At 40.1% G+C, this 17,242-nt stretch carries 18 protein-coding genes; 17 read left to right on the forward strand and 1 reads right to left on the reverse strand.

The genetic code is table 11. The annotated features are described in order from the left end of the window. The first annotated feature begins 71 nt into the window (after nucleotides 1-71). The 9 genes from G610_RS0111430 to G610_RS20650 all read left to right on the forward strand — a co-directional run bounded on the left by G610_RS0111430 (nucleotide 72) and on the right by G610_RS20650 (nucleotide 7,141). Complete coding sequence (locus G610_RS0111430; protein ID WP_026524905.1) at nucleotides 72-797, forward strand: CpsB/CapC family capsule biosynthesis tyrosine phosphatase; 726 nt, start codon at nucleotides 72-74, stop codon at nucleotides 795-797. 23 nt (nucleotides 798-820) lie between these two features. Then, entirely contained in the window at nucleotides 821-1,534 is a 714-nt protein-coding gene (locus G610_RS0111435) for a YveK family protein (protein WP_026524906.1), read from the forward strand. Nucleotides 1,535-1,564: 30 nt separating this feature from the next. Beyond that, nucleotides 1,565-2,419 carry a polysaccharide biosynthesis tyrosine autokinase gene (locus G610_RS20640; protein WP_081667386.1) on the forward strand — a complete coding sequence of 285 codons (855 nt, stop codon included), beginning with the start codon at nucleotides 1,565-1,567 and terminating at the stop codon, nucleotides 2,417-2,419. Nucleotides 2,420-2,425: 6 nt separating this feature from the next. Next, nucleotides 2,426-2,938, forward strand: coding sequence for a hypothetical protein (locus tag G610_RS0111445; protein WP_155831014.1), 513 nt, complete (start codon nucleotides 2,426-2,428; stop codon nucleotides 2,936-2,938). A 2-nt stretch (nucleotides 2,939-2,940) separates the two neighbouring features. After that, nucleotides 2,941-3,993, forward strand: a complete 1,053-nt coding sequence (locus G610_RS0111450; protein WP_026524908.1) for an LCP family protein — start codon at nucleotides 2,941-2,943, stop codon at nucleotides 3,991-3,993. A gap of 94 nt (nucleotides 3,994-4,087) precedes the next feature. Beyond that, nucleotides 4,088-4,801, forward strand: a complete 714-nt coding sequence (locus tag G610_RS22225; protein ID WP_196809840.1) for a class B sortase — start codon at nucleotides 4,088-4,090, stop codon at nucleotides 4,799-4,801. A 134-nt stretch (nucleotides 4,802-4,935) separates the two neighbouring features. After that, nucleotides 4,936-5,586 (forward strand): hypothetical protein, encoded by a 651-nt coding sequence (locus G610_RS0111460; RefSeq protein ID WP_026524909.1) that lies wholly within the window; start codon nucleotides 4,936-4,938, stop codon nucleotides 5,584-5,586. Between the two features lie 125 nt (nucleotides 5,587-5,711). Continuing rightward, nucleotides 5,712-6,416, forward strand: a complete 705-nt coding sequence (locus tag G610_RS0111465) for a sugar transferase (protein ID WP_026524910.1) — start codon at nucleotides 5,712-5,714, stop codon at nucleotides 6,414-6,416. 191 nt (nucleotides 6,417-6,607) lie between these two features. After that, nucleotides 6,608-7,141 carry an NUDIX domain-containing protein gene (locus G610_RS20650; RefSeq protein ID WP_035797422.1) on the forward strand — a complete coding sequence of 178 codons (534 nt, stop codon included), beginning with the start codon at nucleotides 6,608-6,610 and terminating at the stop codon, nucleotides 7,139-7,141. Nucleotides 7,142-7,358: 217 nt separating this feature from the next. On the opposite strand, the gene G610_RS0111475 is transcribed toward G610_RS20650, so the two are convergent. After that, on the reverse strand, nucleotides 7,359-8,480 hold the full coding sequence (locus tag G610_RS0111475; RefSeq protein ID WP_026524911.1) for a hypothetical protein: 1,122 nt from the start codon (nucleotides 8,478-8,480) through the stop codon (nucleotides 7,359-7,361). Between the two features lie 348 nt (nucleotides 8,481-8,828). Here G610_RS0111475 and G610_RS0111480 point away from each other — a divergent pair, with 348 nt between their 5' ends. From G610_RS0111480 to G610_RS0111520, 8 genes are all read left to right on the forward strand, one after another. Continuing rightward, complete coding sequence (locus G610_RS0111480) at nucleotides 8,829-9,629, forward strand: hypothetical protein (RefSeq protein ID WP_026524912.1); 801 nt, start codon at nucleotides 8,829-8,831, stop codon at nucleotides 9,627-9,629. Nucleotides 9,630-9,698: 69 nt separating this feature from the next. Continuing rightward, nucleotides 9,699-10,331: a helix-turn-helix domain-containing protein gene (locus tag G610_RS22230; RefSeq protein WP_051197949.1), complete on the forward strand. Its 633-nt coding sequence runs from the start codon at nucleotides 9,699-9,701 to the stop codon at nucleotides 10,329-10,331. Between the two features lie 531 nt (nucleotides 10,332-10,862). Beyond that, nucleotides 10,863-11,741 (forward strand): N-acetylneuraminate synthase family protein, encoded by an 879-nt coding sequence (locus tag G610_RS0111495; RefSeq protein WP_026524914.1) that lies wholly within the window; start codon nucleotides 10,863-10,865, stop codon nucleotides 11,739-11,741. 27 nt (nucleotides 11,742-11,768) lie between these two features. Further along, nucleotides 11,769-12,941, forward strand: a complete 1,173-nt coding sequence (locus G610_RS0111500) for an N-acylneuraminate cytidylyltransferase (RefSeq protein ID WP_026524915.1) — start codon at nucleotides 11,769-11,771, stop codon at nucleotides 12,939-12,941. Nucleotides 12,942-12,954: 13 nt separating this feature from the next. Next, nucleotides 12,955-13,779 (forward strand): 6-hydroxymethylpterin diphosphokinase MptE-like protein, encoded by an 825-nt coding sequence (locus G610_RS0111505; protein WP_026524916.1) that lies wholly within the window; start codon nucleotides 12,955-12,957, stop codon nucleotides 13,777-13,779. Between the two features lie 11 nt (nucleotides 13,780-13,790). Beyond that, nucleotides 13,791-14,996, forward strand: coding sequence for a glycosyltransferase family 4 protein (locus G610_RS0111510; protein ID WP_026524917.1), 1,206 nt, complete (start codon nucleotides 13,791-13,793; stop codon nucleotides 14,994-14,996). Then, nucleotides 14,983-16,020: a glycosyltransferase family 2 protein gene (locus G610_RS0111515; RefSeq protein ID WP_026524918.1), complete on the forward strand. Its 1,038-nt coding sequence runs from the start codon at nucleotides 14,983-14,985 to the stop codon at nucleotides 16,018-16,020. The genes G610_RS0111510 and G610_RS0111515 overlap by 14 nt, the downstream gene beginning before the upstream one ends. Then, nucleotides 16,017-17,222 (forward strand): hypothetical protein, encoded by a 1,206-nt coding sequence (locus tag G610_RS0111520; protein ID WP_026524919.1) that lies wholly within the window; start codon nucleotides 16,017-16,019, stop codon nucleotides 17,220-17,222. Before G610_RS0111515 ends, G610_RS0111520 begins: the two co-directional genes overlap by 4 nt. Nucleotides 17,223-17,242: the final 20 nt, after the last annotated feature.

Genomic DNA, 17,242 nt, shown 5'->3' on the forward strand with positions numbered 1-17,242 from the left:
CGTGCGTTAACCACATGATGTATACTAAATTATGAGAAAGTACAATCTGTTGTGTTTGGGGAGCTCTTTTCGTGGTACCATCGATTGATATACATTGCCATATAATGCCGGGCGTTGATGATGGATCTCCTGATATGGAGACAAGCCTAAGTATGCTTAAGACCGCACTGTCTGAAGGCACCAAGGGCATGATACTTACGCCGCATTACAAGCCTATGCATCACAATGTAAGTCCGGAGCATCTTTTGGATTATACTGAGGAACTGATGCAGGCAGCTCATGACCGTGGCATAAAGGTACAGCTTTTTCCGGGCAACGAGATTTATTTTAATGACAATGCAATAAGGGATCTTGAAAGAGGAAGGGCTTCCACTTTGGCGGGCTCTGATTATGCTCTCATAGAGTTTCATCCCACGGATATGTACAAGACTATCCGCAATGCATTGTACAGCGTAAGGTCTGCGGGGTTTATTCCGATACTTGCGCATGTGGAGCGATATGCAGATATCGCCAAGCATATAGCATACGTTGATGAACTTCTTGATATAGGAGTTTATATACAGGTGAATGCCAACAGCGTAATGGGGAAATATGGGCTGGGTATAAGACATTTCACCAGAGAATTATTAAAAAAGCATATGGTGCATTTTGTTGCCACAGATGCACACGACAGCGGATCCAGAGCACCACATCTTCTTGATTGCAGAGATTATGTGGAGGGGAAGCTTGGCGAGAAATATGCGCTAGAGATTTTTCATGATAACGCGATGAAGGTTCTCAGAAATGAGATCATTTAGATAATTTTTCTGTTGAGGGGTGTATGGGAAAAGACGACGTAATCGAAATTAATCTTGGCGAATTATTCGCAGTCTTATTGGGGAAGGCCTGGCTGATCATCAGCTCCGGCGTATTCTTTGCACTTTTGTGTCTTTTTATCAGTAAGTTTGTGCTTACTCCTTTATATTCATCCACCACTAAGATTTATATTTTGAATAAAGAAGAGGGTGCTACGGTTACCTATTCCGACGTGCAGATTTCTACACAGCTGACTCAGGATTACGCGCAGCTTATTAAGAGCCGCTACGTTCTTGAGGAGGTTATTCAGACTCTGCATCTTGATATGGACTATGACGAGTTCAGTGATTATGTATCCATTGGAACTCCTGATGATACACGTATCGTTGCCATCACTGTCAGGGATTCGGACCCCATGATGGCCATGAAGGAAGCCAACTGCGTACGAGAGGTTGCATCCAAACATATTCAGAACGTTATGGATATTGATGCCATTAACATAGCAGAGCTTGCAAATATGCCTACAGAGAAGTACAGCCCAAGTGCCAAGAGATGGGGCATGATAGGCGGCCTGGCAGCTGTGCTGGTGGTATCTGCAATTATAATCCTTGGCTATCTTATGGACGATACAATCAAATCAAGTGATGATATCGAGGCATATTTAGGACTATCCACACTTGCCATGATACCTGCCATAACCGAGGATCAGAACAGCAAGAAGAGGAAAAAGAAGAGCTGATAGAACTTCCGATTTTTAAAGGAGCAATGTATGCAGCAGACCACTTTGCATTTCAGCGAGGCTGAAAATAATTATCAGATAAAAGAAGCATATAAGACACTGCGAAGTAACGTAGAGTTCAGTGGACAGGATGTGAGAGCTATTTCTGTAACGAGCTGTACTCCAGGTGAGGGTAAATCCAGTGTATCCATGGCTCTTGCGAGAGCTTTTGCGGAAGCGGGCAAAAAGACAGTGCTTGTAGATGCTGACATGAGAAAGTCTGTCATGGTCGGTAGATATAAGACAGGCTCTGTAAGACTTGGTCTTACGCATTGTCTTGTGGGACGAGAAAAGCTCTCTAATGTTATCTGCGAGACAGATACGCCAAACCTGTATGTTATTTTTTCAGGACCTATTCCGCCTAACCCCAGTGAGCTTTTGGGCGGTGAGATCTTCAGCAAGATTCTCGATAACATGAAGACTGTTTTTGACTATATCATTGTCGATACGCCGCCTCTTGGAAGCGTAATTGATGCTGCGGTTATTGCCAAACAGTGTGATGGAACGATTATGGTGGTTGAGGACAATGCCATCAGTTATCGCTTTGCCCAGAAGGTAAAGGGGCAGCTTGATAAGGCCGGTGCCAAGGTTATCGGCGCTGTGCTGAACAAGGTGGATATGAGCGGCGGTGTTTACGGCCATTATGGAAAATACTACGGCAAGTATTACGGAAAATACTACGGAAGATACTATGGCAAGGATAGTATGGATAATTCTATGACAGGAGGCAGTCCAAAGAGGAAGACAGCTGCCAGCGGACTGGACAGATCAGGTCCAAGAAGAGGATCTGTGCATGCGGATCTTGATGAACTGGATTATGTCGATGGCGTGATCAGAAAGGACTAAAGAAAGTTGAAGAGCAATATAGTTGCATTCTTTTTGACAATAGGAAGCGTGGGTCTTGCCGTGCTTATTATGTGGTTTTACAACATGTCGGACAGGACTCCGCCGGAGATGCGATTCGTGGCTATGGAGCTTACTTATAATTCATCCACAAAAGAGGCAGACCTTTTGAACGGGGTTATGGCCAGAGATGATGTGGATGGAGATCTTACGAGTCGCATAGTAGTTGAGAAAACCATTCTTGACGAGGAGCAGGAGACGGCGGTTGTTTACTATGCAGTGAGCGATCTGTCCGGTAATGTTACAAAGCAGTCAAGAGTTTTTCCTGCGGACATAAATGATCTTAAGGGTATAGTTCCGGAGGAAGAGGTTCTTTATCCTGAAAATGAGTCGATGTTTTCAATTGGTACTGTGGAAGGCTACGGGAATTCCCTTGAAGAGGCAGGTACAGAGGGTCAGACAGAGAATTCCGGAGAAGCAGCTTCTACTGATGGTGAACAGGAGCAGACTACGGGGAATTAACTATGAAGGGTCGCATAAATAAGTTTTTACTTATATGGGCCATAGTGGTTACGGTGGTTCTCATCGGACTTGGCATATTTGAGCTGACCAAGTTCTTTGGCAAAAGTAATCTTTTTGCAAAGAAGGTGGTTAATACTCCTATGGCCACAAGTACGGAGGCTCCTACCAAGGAAGAAGAGGAAGAGCTTAAGTGGGAAGATGACTGGATTAAGCATAACGGCACCATATACGACTACAACGAAGATATAATGACCTTCCTCATCATGGGAATAGACAAGATGGATGATGAGGTTAAGGAGGTCTACGGCGAGATAAATGGCGGACAGGCGGATGCTCTGTTCCTTTTGGTTTTTAATCCTCACGACAAGACTACGAAAGTCATCGGAATTAACAGAAACACCATGACGGATGTGGATATTTATGATGCCTATGGCAATTATGTGACCACATATCCTGCGCAGATAGCTGTGCAGCATGGTTTTGGAAACGGTCTTGAGGAGTCCTGTGAGCTTGAAAAAAGAGCGGTAAGTAATCTGTTCTATGAGCTGCCGATTCATGGCTATGCAGCCATAAATATGAGCGCTATCACCACAATAAATGATGCGGTGGGCGGCGTTGATGTAATCCCTGAATATGATTTTACTACCAGGGATTTTGAGTTTAAGGCAGGCGAGACTGTTCATCTTGAGGGGGAGCAGGCATTTGCATTTTTACAGGGCAGAGACACCAAGGAATTTGGATCTGCCGACAAGAGATTATCAAGACAAAAGAAGTATCTTGTTGCTTTTATAAACAAGGTCATCGAAGCGACGGAGAGTAATCCCACCATCGCCATCGATATTTACAATGCGATTAGTAAGCAGATGGTAACAGATGTGACTGTGGATGAGCTTTCATATCTGGTGACTACTGTTTCAAAATTCAGCTTTAGCATGGATAATTTTTATCTGCTTAAAGGCGAGACTGTGATGGGAGAACAGTTTGAGGAGTTCTACCCGGATCAGGATGCCATGTATGAGCAGTTTTTAGACATTTTTTATGAAAAAGTTAAGTGAAAAAGGTTAAGGTTTTAAGAAAATGAGCCGATATCATTTACGGAAAGCGTGTAGAATGCTTTCCTGCGGGGGACTATTTCTAATAGGTATGAGCATGGCGGTTATTCTTACGTCATGTAAAAGTCAAACAGGAACTTCAGATTCGGGAGCTGCCGGCACCATGGGTGAGACGGCGACGGATGGAAGCGTTGAAGTGCAAAGTGTGATTGCTCAGAATCCGGATATATTTGGATGGATTTATATTCCGGGTACTAATATCGATTATCCTATTGCTCAAAGCGTGGATGGTGATGATGGCTATTATGAGAACCATGATTGCACGGGCTTTTCCGAAAGCGACAAGGGCGGTATATATATTGGCGCCGCGAATCTGATGGATATGACGGATTTTAATACGGTCATTCATGGGAAGACCACAGGCGATGGAGATATGTTCTCGGAGCTTTGGAAATTTTCCGATGAGAAGTATTTTAACGAGCATGATAAATTTGCAATTTTCATAGATGGAAATGTTCTTGAATACGAGATTTGGACAGCCTATCAAAGAGAGAACACGAACCTTTTGGAAAAATATGATTTTACTGAATATGAGGGCTGTGAACAGTTTCTGACAGAGATGAAGAGGGACTGGACAACAGCTACAAATATTAGAGAAGGCTGGGAGCAGGGCGTTGACCCTGAGAACTTCCTGGTGACGCTCACAACAGTAGATCCAAAGGATCCGTCAAAGCAGTGGGTTGTGGTAGGATGCATGATCGGCGATGCCGCAGGTACCATAAACCGTGATATGGAGCAGGATTATCAATAAACTGATTGAATAAATAGCTTGTTTATGCATATTTTATTGTTTTTTAAGTAGTGAACTAATCGTATTTTTGATAAAATATAACCATAGTTATCTTATGAGTACTATGCGCGAAAGCGCAGAAAGGGGTCAGTGTTATGAAAAAGATATTAGCTTTAGTGTTGGTGGGAGCATTTACATTTTCTATGCCGGTGCTTGCGGCTAATTCGCCTACTGCTTATCAGGTGACGAATTCTTATAACACGTACAACTATTACACAACAAACAATACGAACAATACAACTAATAATTACAACATTCGTATAACCGTTAAGGGCACAAGTGCTAAGACACCTAAGGTTACAATTAAGAATACATCATCAGGAACAAGCAGCTCTACTACAGTTGCTGAGCCGCCTTTCATCAACACAGTTATGAATGCTCCCGGACTTTGCGATGTTATTCCTGTAGGACAGGGTGGCAAGTTGGTTATCTGCGGAGTTAAGACAAGGGCTACTTTCGTAATGAGAGAGACCACAAGTGCCAAGGTTTCATCAGCCAAGATCCTGGCTGCTCAGATCGGCGGATCTGTAAAGAACGTGGTTGAGACCTATGCTCCCGGTGTTCGTTTTTCCAAGGCACAGGTAGACTTCAAGGTATATGGCGCTCATAACGGCGACATCTACAAGGTTTATCAGCTTGGCGCAAATGGCACATGGAACGAAGTACAGGTTGATGAAGTAAGAGAAGGCCATGTTATCGTGACCGTTAATAAGGCCGGAACCTTTGCTTTTATCAAGATGAACTAAGAAGTTCAGGGTGAACTGATACCACTCATGGAAGAGGAATCAGCTGGTTTTAAGTTTTGTTAGTTTTTTTAATCTTTTTCTTTACAGAGAAAGGTGCCGGAACATCGGCATATGAGGGGAATAATATGAATGATACCGCTTTAGTTAGACAGGAACAGGATATCATTGAAGCCTCCGGTAGGAAGATCATCAATTTGATCTATCAGGAAGTTTATGATCACAAGGCAAACATTTACAAGGGAATAAAGAGGGCTTTCGATGTAGTAGCCAGTAGTTTTGCCTTGATTGTGTTGTCTCCCATATTTTTGATAACAGCCATAGCAATTCTCTTAGAGGACGGAGGACCGGTGTTCTTCACTCAGGAGAGAGCCGGCAAGGACTTAAAGCCATTTAAGATTTACAAGTTCCGAAGCATGTACAAGAATGCTGAATCGCAGTTCCAGCGCATGCAGGCCCAGAATGAACAGACAGGACATGCATTTAAGATTAAGGATGACCCCAGAATCACACATGTTGGTAAGTTCATTAGAAAGTACTCAATTGACGAGCTTCCGCAGCTCCTGAACATCATCAAGGGTGATATGAGTATTGTCGGACCAAGACCTATTCTGGTAAACCAGATGGAAGAGTGCAATGCTTATGAAAAGCAAAGACTCATCGTTAAACCGGGTCTTACCTGTTACTGGCAGGTAGGCGGACGTGCAAATATTAAATGGGATGAATGGGTTGAATTGGATCTTAAGTATATAAGCGATATGAGTATTGCGACAGATATAAAGCTGATTCTTAAAACAATACCTGTAGTATTTGATTCAGAAGGTGCTTATTAAAAAATGACAGACCGCCGGGACATATAATTATGGTCCCGGCGATTTTGCGTTCTGAGCGGATTATTTAGCGCAGTTTAGCAGTTGTTTAACAAATAAATATCGGGCAGGAGATTTTGAGATTGGTTTTCAAGTGGTAGAATGGAAAATGCGAGGTAAGAAAGAGACTGCCTCCGGGAAAGGATTATGAAGTTATGAGTGAGATTTTAAGAGATAAAAACGGACTTACAGAAGAGGAGTATTTAAAGGATTATAATCCGGATAAGTGGAAGAAGCCTTCACTTACAGCGGATATCTGCATAATTACCAAAAGTGAAGGCGCAAGAAAGATCCTTCTTATCAGAAGAGGAAATCATCCCTATATCGGAAAATGGGCTCTGCCAGGTGGCTTTACGCAGCAGGGCGAGACAATAGAAGAAACTGCATCACGTGAGCTTGAGGAGGAGACGGGAATCCGAATGGATGCCAAGGCACTTACTCTGGTGGGCCTTTACAGCAAGCCCGGCCGAGATCCAAGAGACTGGACTGTATCTGCTGCCTATCTTGCAGAGGTCGATGAGAACGAGGTTCGCCCCATCGCCGGCGACGACGCTGATGATGCGAAGTGGTTCACAATTTCAAAGGATGGCGACAATTACACTCTCAGCTGTGGAGATATAGTGCTGGCATTGTCTGATTTGGCTTTTGATCATGAGGAGATTTTTATGGATGCTATAGGAAGGATGTAATGCTTTTTGGGGGGATTTTGATTTCTATCTGCACAAATGCGCTATGTCTGTGTGGCGAAGCTTTATGAGCGAAATTTAACAAAATATACGAAATATCGATAAATTCAACTAAAAACGGCACGCAGATCCATCAGAAAACAGGATATACGTGCCGTTTTAGAAAACAAGACCAAAGTAAAACCGGAAATCGTAAAAAACTAAACGTAGCAAAAAAAACTTACTTCACTACAATCTTTTTTACCTTACTCCATGGCGAGACTTTACCGTACTTATCTATAGCTCTGATGCGAACATACGCTGTGCCTTTTTTCTTACATTTGATGGTTGCATCCTTCTTTTTGCTGGAGAATTTCTTTACAATTACATCCTTTTTGAAATCCTTATTACTTGAAATCTGTATTTCGAATTTTTTAGCCTTTTTCTGTTGTGACCAGGAAACGGATATCTTTTTATTTCCTTTTGCTTTTGTTTTTACCGAAGAAACCTTTTTAACTATGGTGGATTGTTTCTCTACACCGCTATTCGATGGTTTAGAAGAGCCATCTGTTCCTTCGGCGGGATTTGTAGAATTATCTGTATCGCCAGTAGGATTTGAAGGATTAGTGTCTGAGCCGGATTGAGCATCATTTCCACCTGAAGTAGTTGAAGTGAGGACTGCATAAGGATATTCGGTTTTCTTAAGATAGTCTGATGTTGATTGCCAGGTAACAAGAGTTTCTGAAGGTATTTCTTTTTCTGTATCATTGTCTTTATATGTCCCCTTGGCATTCACAAGAATAGCTCTTCCGTTCCATCCTACCAGAGTGTTTGGCGATGAGAAGTTTTCGTCATGTACCTCCTCCTCATAACCATGCTCAACCTTTAATCCCTCCCTTCTGGTAGTCAGCTTGGCCCCCGGTGCCAGCTCTATATTCCACAGCCCGTGAGTATGCAGGAAAGAAACTTCATTGGTACCTACAAATTTTACTGTCCAATACTCTAGTCGTTCAGGATTCATTAAATATACATCTCCCAGACCGCCGTCGCCGTAAACGATATTAGTAATTGTTATCGTCTTTGCGTTTTTGTCTACAGTAATGGAATCGTATGTGATAAAGCTACTGTCATGGTATATTTTCAATATCTCATAATACTGCGGCTGCGAATATTCGAGTTGCGTGCTATGTGTTGTAAAGTATACATCATCAGGGGTGTAGGCTGCCTTTGCATGCGCTGGAGACAGCACAACCATGACAAGACTTAGTATTAGTACCATAATTGGCGAAAAACATATTTTTACTTTACAGCGATTAACACAAATTTGTTTTTGAGAATTATCTCTTGAAGCTTTTTTGATCATATAAACACCTCTTTTGTTGGGGCAGACAAGATATTGAATCTCAACCTAAGCCGATTGTAGCTATTTTAATTATATTTCAATATTCTGTCCTTTATATAAATACGTGATTAAAATACTATTAAAAAGGACGTTCGAGGTGATAGTCGCAAATTTATTCTTAAGATATTCTTATTTTCCCTTTGAGTTCTTAAGGTTTTCTTAAAAGGTATTGCCTTGCAGATACGGAGGTGATATCTTTTTTATTGCGTCATTTCTTGGCGCTACCTGTTGCTATACAAGCAGCAGATATAATCCCGGGATTATTCGAAATTGAAACAATACATTAGAAAACAGGAGGAACATTTTTAAATGAATATCAAAAAGGCAGCCAGCGCGATTAAACGTATGGCTGTAGTTAGTTTTATTTCAGGGGCGATTTTTCTCTGGTCAGGTGTCATGCCAGCGTCCACGGTACGTGCAGAAAGCTGCAACCACGAAGATTATGAATGGGTGGATCTTATAAAACCAACCTGCAGTAAAGAAGGTAAAAGCGTCAAAGTATGCCAGAACTGCGAAAAGATCTTAGAGACCGAAAGCATAGACAAGCTCGAGCATAAAATGGTAAGAAGAAAAACTACAGCAGCGACCTGCATGTCACCAAAGCTAATTGAAAAGGAATGTAAAATTTGCGGTTTTACCACAATAGAGCGAGAGGGGAGTGCGATAGATCACCGCTACAAATGGACGACCACTAGGAAAGCGACCTGCGCAGTTGAGGGAATTAAGACAGGTACTTGCAGCATGTGCGGTGCTACAAAAGCAGAAGCTATCGCACCTACCGGAAAGCATAAGTATGGCAACTGGTCCATTACGGCAGCACAGATTAGTGGCAAAACATTAAAAATTACTCAGACCCGTTACTGCAAAGTATGTAACGGACAGAAACAGACGGTAACAGCTAAAACTTCGCCTTTTACAAAAAAGCACGATAAGAAGAAGTACTACTACAAGTACACGCCGAAAACCGGCAGAGTAGTGATTCTGTGCCCCGAATGTCGCCAGACCGTCACAGGCAAAATATCAGCAGGGAAATTGAAGTTCACAAAGCCCAAGAAGGATAAGAGCAGAACTATTTCGAAAGCGTGGAAGAAGCTTAAGGTTGAGGGATGACCAGTCTTGCATGCACATTAGTTTGTCAGTATAATATTCGCAATTAACGATATTTATTTGGAGGTATTTATGACAATAGGTCAAAGGGTTTTTCATTTACTTGAAGAAAAGAATATGACTCAGCGCGAGTTTTCGAAAAGGACGGGTATTGCAACCAATACTATAAGTAATTGGAAAAAGAAAAATACTAATCCCGGATCAGACAAAATAATGTGCATATGTGCTGCTCTGGAAGTAACTCCGGAATACCTTCTTTCAGGAGTTACTGAAGACAGCAAAAGAGGAAGGGAAGTGGATTTTATGGTTATTCCAAGTGGAACAAAGGAGCGAGAACTATTGGAAATGTTTAATGACATGGAATGGCTTGACCGTGAGCATCTTCTTGACTATGCAAAGAAGACACTATCTAAATATGCTCATCATAGTGGAATTCGCAAAGAATCCGATTCTTTGGAAAAGATAGCAGAGTTCAACGATATTGAGATTTTTATGGATTCGAATTTTGAAGGAAAGCCTTCGCTTGCAGTGTATTATATTGATGATGATATTACAGGAACAATCGACATCCAAAAGGGGCTTATCGAAGGTGACTTTTCTGAGTATGTGCGTCCTGTTATTGATGAATGGCTTAATGATAACAGGGCTCAGCTTTTAGATATGTGGGGGAAAAAGAAAATAGAATTATTGCCAGAATGGGAGTAGTAAATGGCGTGCATAGTAATAAAAAGAATGCTTGGATATGAGCTTTGTGTACTGGAAAAGGAGGGAACGCTTTTTTATTCGGATCCTGTTGTAATAATTCGGAAAGAGAATTTTACTGAAATCTATAACATTCAAAAGCATGAACATGAAACCGGTGATATTATTCAAAAGAAAACTATAAGAGAAAAAATATATAGTTATATAGAGAATCATTTAGAGTTGTTTGAGTTGTAAATTATCAGTATGTATATCGAGGCTCCTATCGTTCAATATACCGCATATTTCCATGACAAATGCCCATATTTAGCGTATAATATCCCTATAGAATGTCTAGTTCTATGGGGATTTTCTTATGATTTGTACCAATGAAATTTGGTGCATAAACTTTATGAAAAGAGTTTAATTTTTGGGGGCATACATAACGATTAGTTTAGCGGCAGCGCGCCTGGATGCTCCAAGGTGTGAATGCCGCTTTTTTCAATAAAAAAGCGTACCTGATATTTATACAAATAACTGGCGTAGGGTGAATTTATGGGAAATCAGATAAAACTTGGTGACAGATATGTAGGAAAAGATAATAAGCTCTATTTTATCTCTGAGATAGGGATCAATCATAATGGCGATATTAACGTTGCCAAGAGGCTCATTGATGCATCTTATGCTATCGGATGGGACTGTGTGAAATTCCAGAAAAGAACCCCGGACATTGCTGTGCCTGATGATCAAAAGAACGTTATCAGAAGTACACCCTGGGGCGAAATGACTTACCTTGATTATAAAAAGAAAATCGAGTTTGGTCAGGAAGAATATGATTATATCGATCAATACTGCAAATACAAACCAATAGCTTGGACTGCATCACCATGGGATATGCCGAGTCTTGAATTTTTGCTTCAGTACGACGTTCCGTTTATAAAGATAGCTTCTGCGACGAATGGAAATTATGAACTACTTATTGAAGCGTGCAAAACTGGTAAGCCAATTCTTATGTCAACTGGAATGTGTACCCAGGACGAGCTCGATAAGGCGGTGTCGATACTGGAAGATCATAGTGATGGTAATTATGCGCTTATGCATACAAACTCCGTATATCCGGCTCCGATAGACGGACTTAATTTAAGATACATTCAAACGCTGAAAAAAAGATATAACTGCGTTGTTGGTTATAGCGGTCATGAGCAAAATCTTGAGCCAACTGTGGCAGCTGTAACACTTGGAGCAGATATAGTAGAACGACATGTTACGTTATCCCATGATATGTGGGGAACTGACCAAAAGGCAAGCTTGGAGATCAATGCTATGTATATGCTTTATCACAGGTGCATCGATATTCAGAGGATGATGGGTGATGGAGAAAAGAAACTTGATGAGGAAGAGCTCAAAGTCAGGAAAAAACTTAGGGTAGAGTAGAAGTTTTGTTCGTGGGAGAAATAAATAGTGGAGAAAACAGTAGCATTTATTCCTGTAAGGGGTGGGAGCAAATCCATCCCGAAGAAAAATATAAAAGAATTATGCGGAAGGCCATTGGTTTATTGGACATCAAAGGCTGCATGCGAGGCAGAGCTTATTGATGAAGTGTATGTAGCAACTGACAGCGACGAGATAAGGTTAGCTGTCGAAGAATTTTGCAATTCAGAAAGAGATCTTTTTTCTAAGCTTAAGGTGATTGGAAGGTCAAAAGAAAATGCAAGTGATGTAGCATCAACAGAATCGGTGATGCTTGAATTTGCACAGGATTTTGATTTTACGAATATTGTTTTGGTACAGGCAACGTCGCCTTTATTACGTGGAGAAGATATTGATGGCGGAATGCGCGTATTCAACGAGCCCGGAACAGACAGTGTAATTTCACTGGTACAGCAAAAAAGATTCTTATGGAAGTACGATGTAGATGCTGTTATTCCTTCTAACTATGACTTCAAAAATCGGCCCAGGAGGCAGGATTTTGATGGATATCTCATGGAAAACGGAGCATTTTATATCACTTCAAGAGAGGCATTGTTAGAGAGCAAAAATAGGCTTTCAGGATGCGTCAGAGCATATATTATGCCGGAAGAAACTGCCATAGAAATAGATGAGGTTACGGATTTTTTAATCGTGGAAAAGCTTTTGCAGAATCGATTAAAAGAACAGAAAACCGGCAATAAATCAAAAATAAAAATGATAGTTGTTGATTGTGACGGATGCCTTACTGATGGCGGAATGTATTACTCAGAAAACGGCGATGAACTAAAGAAGTTCAATACAAAGGACGGCATGGCGCTTAGGATGGCCATGGAAAAGGGGCTTGTCGCAGGCATTATAACAGGTGAGGACAGAGAACTAAATGCCAGACGGGCTAAGAAACTGGGACTTAATTTTATTAAGCAGGGCATAAAGGATAAGTCAGAAGCGCTTCTTGAAGTGTGCAGAGAGTTTGATATTTCGTTAGAAAATATTCTTTTTATAGGTGATGATGTCAATGATATCGATGCAATTAGGATATCTGGTATGTCAGCATGTCCTTTGGATGCGTCAGAAAAAGTTATAGAAGTGGCGGATTATGTATCGACAAAGAGGGGCGGTCATGGTGCTGTCCGTGAGATAATTGAGAGGTTTTTGGTGGACTGATGAGGCCGGAGTAATGGGTACTAATAAGTATAAAATAGCAAGCTTGATAATCAATAACAGAATAATAAGAGTGATGACATATCCTCTGCTTATTATGAAGCATAAGAAGGCCAAGAGTCATTATCTTTCATGCAATTATGGGAAGGAAATACTTACCCTGAAGGATAAGTATAAGGGAAAGCGTTGTTTTATAGTGGCGAATGGCCCCAGCCTTACGGTTGATAATTTGAACGCCATAAAAGAAAGCGGAGAATTATCATTTGGCATGAACAGGATTTATGACTTGTTTGATCAGACCGAATGGAGACCGGATTTTTATTTTTGCTATGACAGAGAATTTATAGCAAGCGAGTATGAGAATCTTTTGAAGCTTCCGATAAAAACATTCTTTTTTGAATTTAGTAAAGTTCCTGAAAAAAGGCGTGTTGATAGGGAAGGTGTCTATTACTATATCTCGGAATATGTATTCTCTGCGGTAAGAGGCAAGGCAATATCCGATCATGTCTGCGAGGAATTGGAAAAACAAGCAAGCTTTGTAACTAATACAACGCATCTTTGTATAGAGTTTGCCATGTATATGGGGTTCAAGGAAATAATACTTATAGGTGTGGATCATGATTATTCCTATGGCTACGGTAAAAATCATGCCAAGGGTATTAAAGAAGGGGTCCATACTTCGAAGCATAATCCCCATGTGTGCGATTTGGATGTTTCAAGGACGAAGTTCTGTCAGTATAGAGATTATGCAAAAACGCATGACATCAAAATATGGGATGCTTCAAAGGGCGGCAAGCTGGGCGTTTTTGAAGCAGCAGATTTTGAGACTTTTTGCAAGTAGAGGGTGTAGATATGAACCGAAGGGTTTTTATATTCTCATACCGCAATTATCAAGGTAATGTCGGTGGAAGTGCAGGAGTATGTTATAGATTACTGAAGGCTAATTATGAATACAAATCCTTTGATAATCTTATAGGCATTTTCAAGAATAAAACCATAAGTCATGAGAGCGATCTTGATATTAGTGATGTAAGAGCAGAAAACAGCAATTCCTTAAGAAAATGGTTAAGCCAAATTGGATTGCTGAATCTTGTTTTTCATAGGGTGAAGTTAGGCAGGGCACAAAAATGGATGTCGCTTGCCAATACGACCTACGGATTTAACAGTGAAGATGCATTTATATTTCACGATGTTGAATCTGCTTATGCATTTAATAAGCTATATAAATTGCCAAATAAATACTTGGTTTATCATCAGCAGGGAACCCTGTACAACGAATGGGCCGGAATGAAAAAGAGCCATTCATTTATTTATAAAACGTACTTGGATTCATTTCAGAGAAAACTGTTTGAGTGTATGGACAGAATTTGTTTTCCCTCATTGGGAGCAAAAAAAGCTGTTGAAGGTATGAATTTTAGTGACAGGTATATGGATGAAGCAGCCATTTTGTACAACGGTTTTGATAAGAATAATCTACAGGAGACGGAATCGGCTGAAGTAAAGGAATTGCTTGGCGCTATCGATGGACGGACGGTATTTACTTCAATATCTAATATAAATTATGAAAAAGGCGTCGATAGAATTCCTGATTTCTTAGGGGATCTGTCTAAACGAGGCAAGGACTTCTTATGGATTATAGTAGGTGACGGGGCCTATTCCGGTGAATTATCAAAAAAGATTGATTCCAATAATTTATCGGATAAAGTCTTTTGGATAAAGGATAAGCTAAGGCATGATGATGTATGCAAAATTTTGTCCATCTCACATTTTTATATAATGTTTCATAGAACATCCATATTCGATTTCGCTACCCTTGAAGCAATGGCCTATGGGGCCGTTCCGATATTGACCAGAGTGGGCGGAAATGAAGAGATGATCGTGGATGGTGAAAGTGGACTTTTCATTGATGAAATCAGTTCTTCATCAAAGGTGACTGATTTACTTGATGGAAACGGGTACGACCAAATAAAAACCAATTGTATGCTAAGACAATCCAATCTGTATAGTGAAGAGAGATTCCTGGGGAGATATGTAGAGCTGATAAATGGCAGATTATAAGGTTTCGGTAATAATACCAACATATAATAATGGGAAATACATTGAGAAGTGCATCCGGAGTGTTTTGGACCAGACATATAAAAATCTAGAGATAATAGTAATTGATGATGGTTCAACTGATGATACCAAATCCATTTGTGAAAGCTTTATGGAAGGTGAAACAAAAGTCGTTTATTATTATCAGCAAAATCAGGGTGTGTCTGTAGCAAGAAATTACGGGATAGAGATTGCCACCGGTGATTTTGTTATGTTCGTTGATTCAGACGATTGGCTTTCTGATGATTGCATAGAGACTCTTGTGTTGAAAGCAGATGGCAGCGATATTATCAGCTGCTGTTGCAACGTGGTTGGTGAGAAACAGGAAATAAATCATTTCTTTGAAAGCAGTTTTGTTGCCAAAAACAGACAGGAAAAGGAGTGTTTTCTTCTTCAAATATCGGATTTTGACAGAGGACAACCAAATAAGGTTAATTACACAGCGATAGGCGTTCCTTGGGGGAAATTGTACAGGCGCAGTTTCCTGATTAGCAATAAATTACAGTTCAAAATAGACTTAAAGAGATTGCAGGACAATGTATTTAACATGTATGCCTTTGAGCTGGCTGATGCAGTAACCTATATAGATGTTCCGCTTTATAACTACAGAGTTAATCATATAAGCACTTATAAAATGGGATATTCAGCGAGTATACAGAAGACGGTTATACATGAAAGAATGAAGTTCTTGAATGATTTTGGATATAACCGCGATAGTGAGATTTATAATACTTTTCACGCAGAATGCGCCAAACGATCAATGTGGGCTATGAGAGATTACCTCGTTTCTAATAAGCTTAATGAAGGCAAAAGGCTTATTTTAGAAAGCATTAGGGAGGGACGATTATTACAATTCAAGGAAATTTGTTCCAATAAGAGACTAAATCATAAATATCTTATAGCTGCAAATTTGATGCGTTGTAATTGTTTCTTCTTAGTAAAAATACTATTTGACTTTGATCTGAAAAGAACGGAGCGCTCTTTATGAAATTGAAACGCTTTTCTGAATCTTTTTTTTACGTGATCTTTTTTATCTGGTACACATCAGAAATTCTTTTGTCGACAGATTTAGAAGAGATTATTAATGGTGTGTTGGTTAATAGACTTGAAATTCAAAATCCTGATTTGAATATGTTTATGAGCGGCTTGATTCTGGTGCTGCTGATGATTGAGATTGTATTTTTACATAAGTATACTTCGGCTCAGATTATATTTATAGCCGTGATTTCAATCCCAATAATGCTGGGAACTATTAACTCAGACAATAGAATGATGATGTCTTTTTTGCTATTTGTTCTGGCAGCCAAGAACGCTGATTTGGAATTCGTCATAAATTTGGCATTTAAGATTTCTCTTGTATGTATACCGCTCGTGATAGGCTTGTGTTTGGCGGGCTTTTTGCCTGATGTGACGCTGTATCGTCATGAGCTCCTTAGACATTCATTTGGCTTTTCCCATCCTAATCAGCTTGGTATGAGAATATTCCAATTTGTGGGATGCTTCATGTATACCAAAAGACATATCAGCAGGAAGCTTGTGTATTATATTTTGCCCATCCTGGGAGCATGGTTCGTATATAGATATCCCAACTCTCAGACTTCGTATATAGGTATAATACTTCTTATATTCCTGATGTTTACATGTACTCTTATAGAAAAATATGGAATTGGAAAAAGATTTTTTTCTAATGGTCTGGTTTATGGCGCAATAATAGCAAATGCCGGAAGTATTATTCTTTCTAACATGAACATAAATAAATATTCGTTTCTTGTAAGACTGAATAATATGCTATCCCACAGATTCACGTTGTGTAGATCAATAATCAGATATTATGGAATAACCATGTGGGGGCAAAAGGTTCTCACGATAGTTAAGGATAGAAGATTTGTTGGTGTAATTCATAGATTTTATTTGGATAATTCTTATGTGGGAATAGTTTTGAGATATGGCGTAGTTGTTTTTGCTATTTTCAGCTGTATGTACATTTTTGTAATAAAATATTACGAAGGTACAGGTGATTTAAGACTAGCCAGCATATTGTTTGCTTATAGTATCTATGGAATTATGGAAAACGGTATTTTTTCTGTAGCTAATAATATTTTCCTTATTTCGTTTTCTGCATACCTGTTTAGTCAGAGTGAGCAGAGATCGCTAAAGGTGATGAATCATAGAATACGTATAACTATTTAGAACAGGCGACGCTTAAACGT

Source organism: Butyrivibrio sp. MB2005 (assembly GCF_000424285.1).
Classification (GTDB): Bacteria; Bacillota; Clostridia; order Lachnospirales; family Lachnospiraceae; genus Butyrivibrio.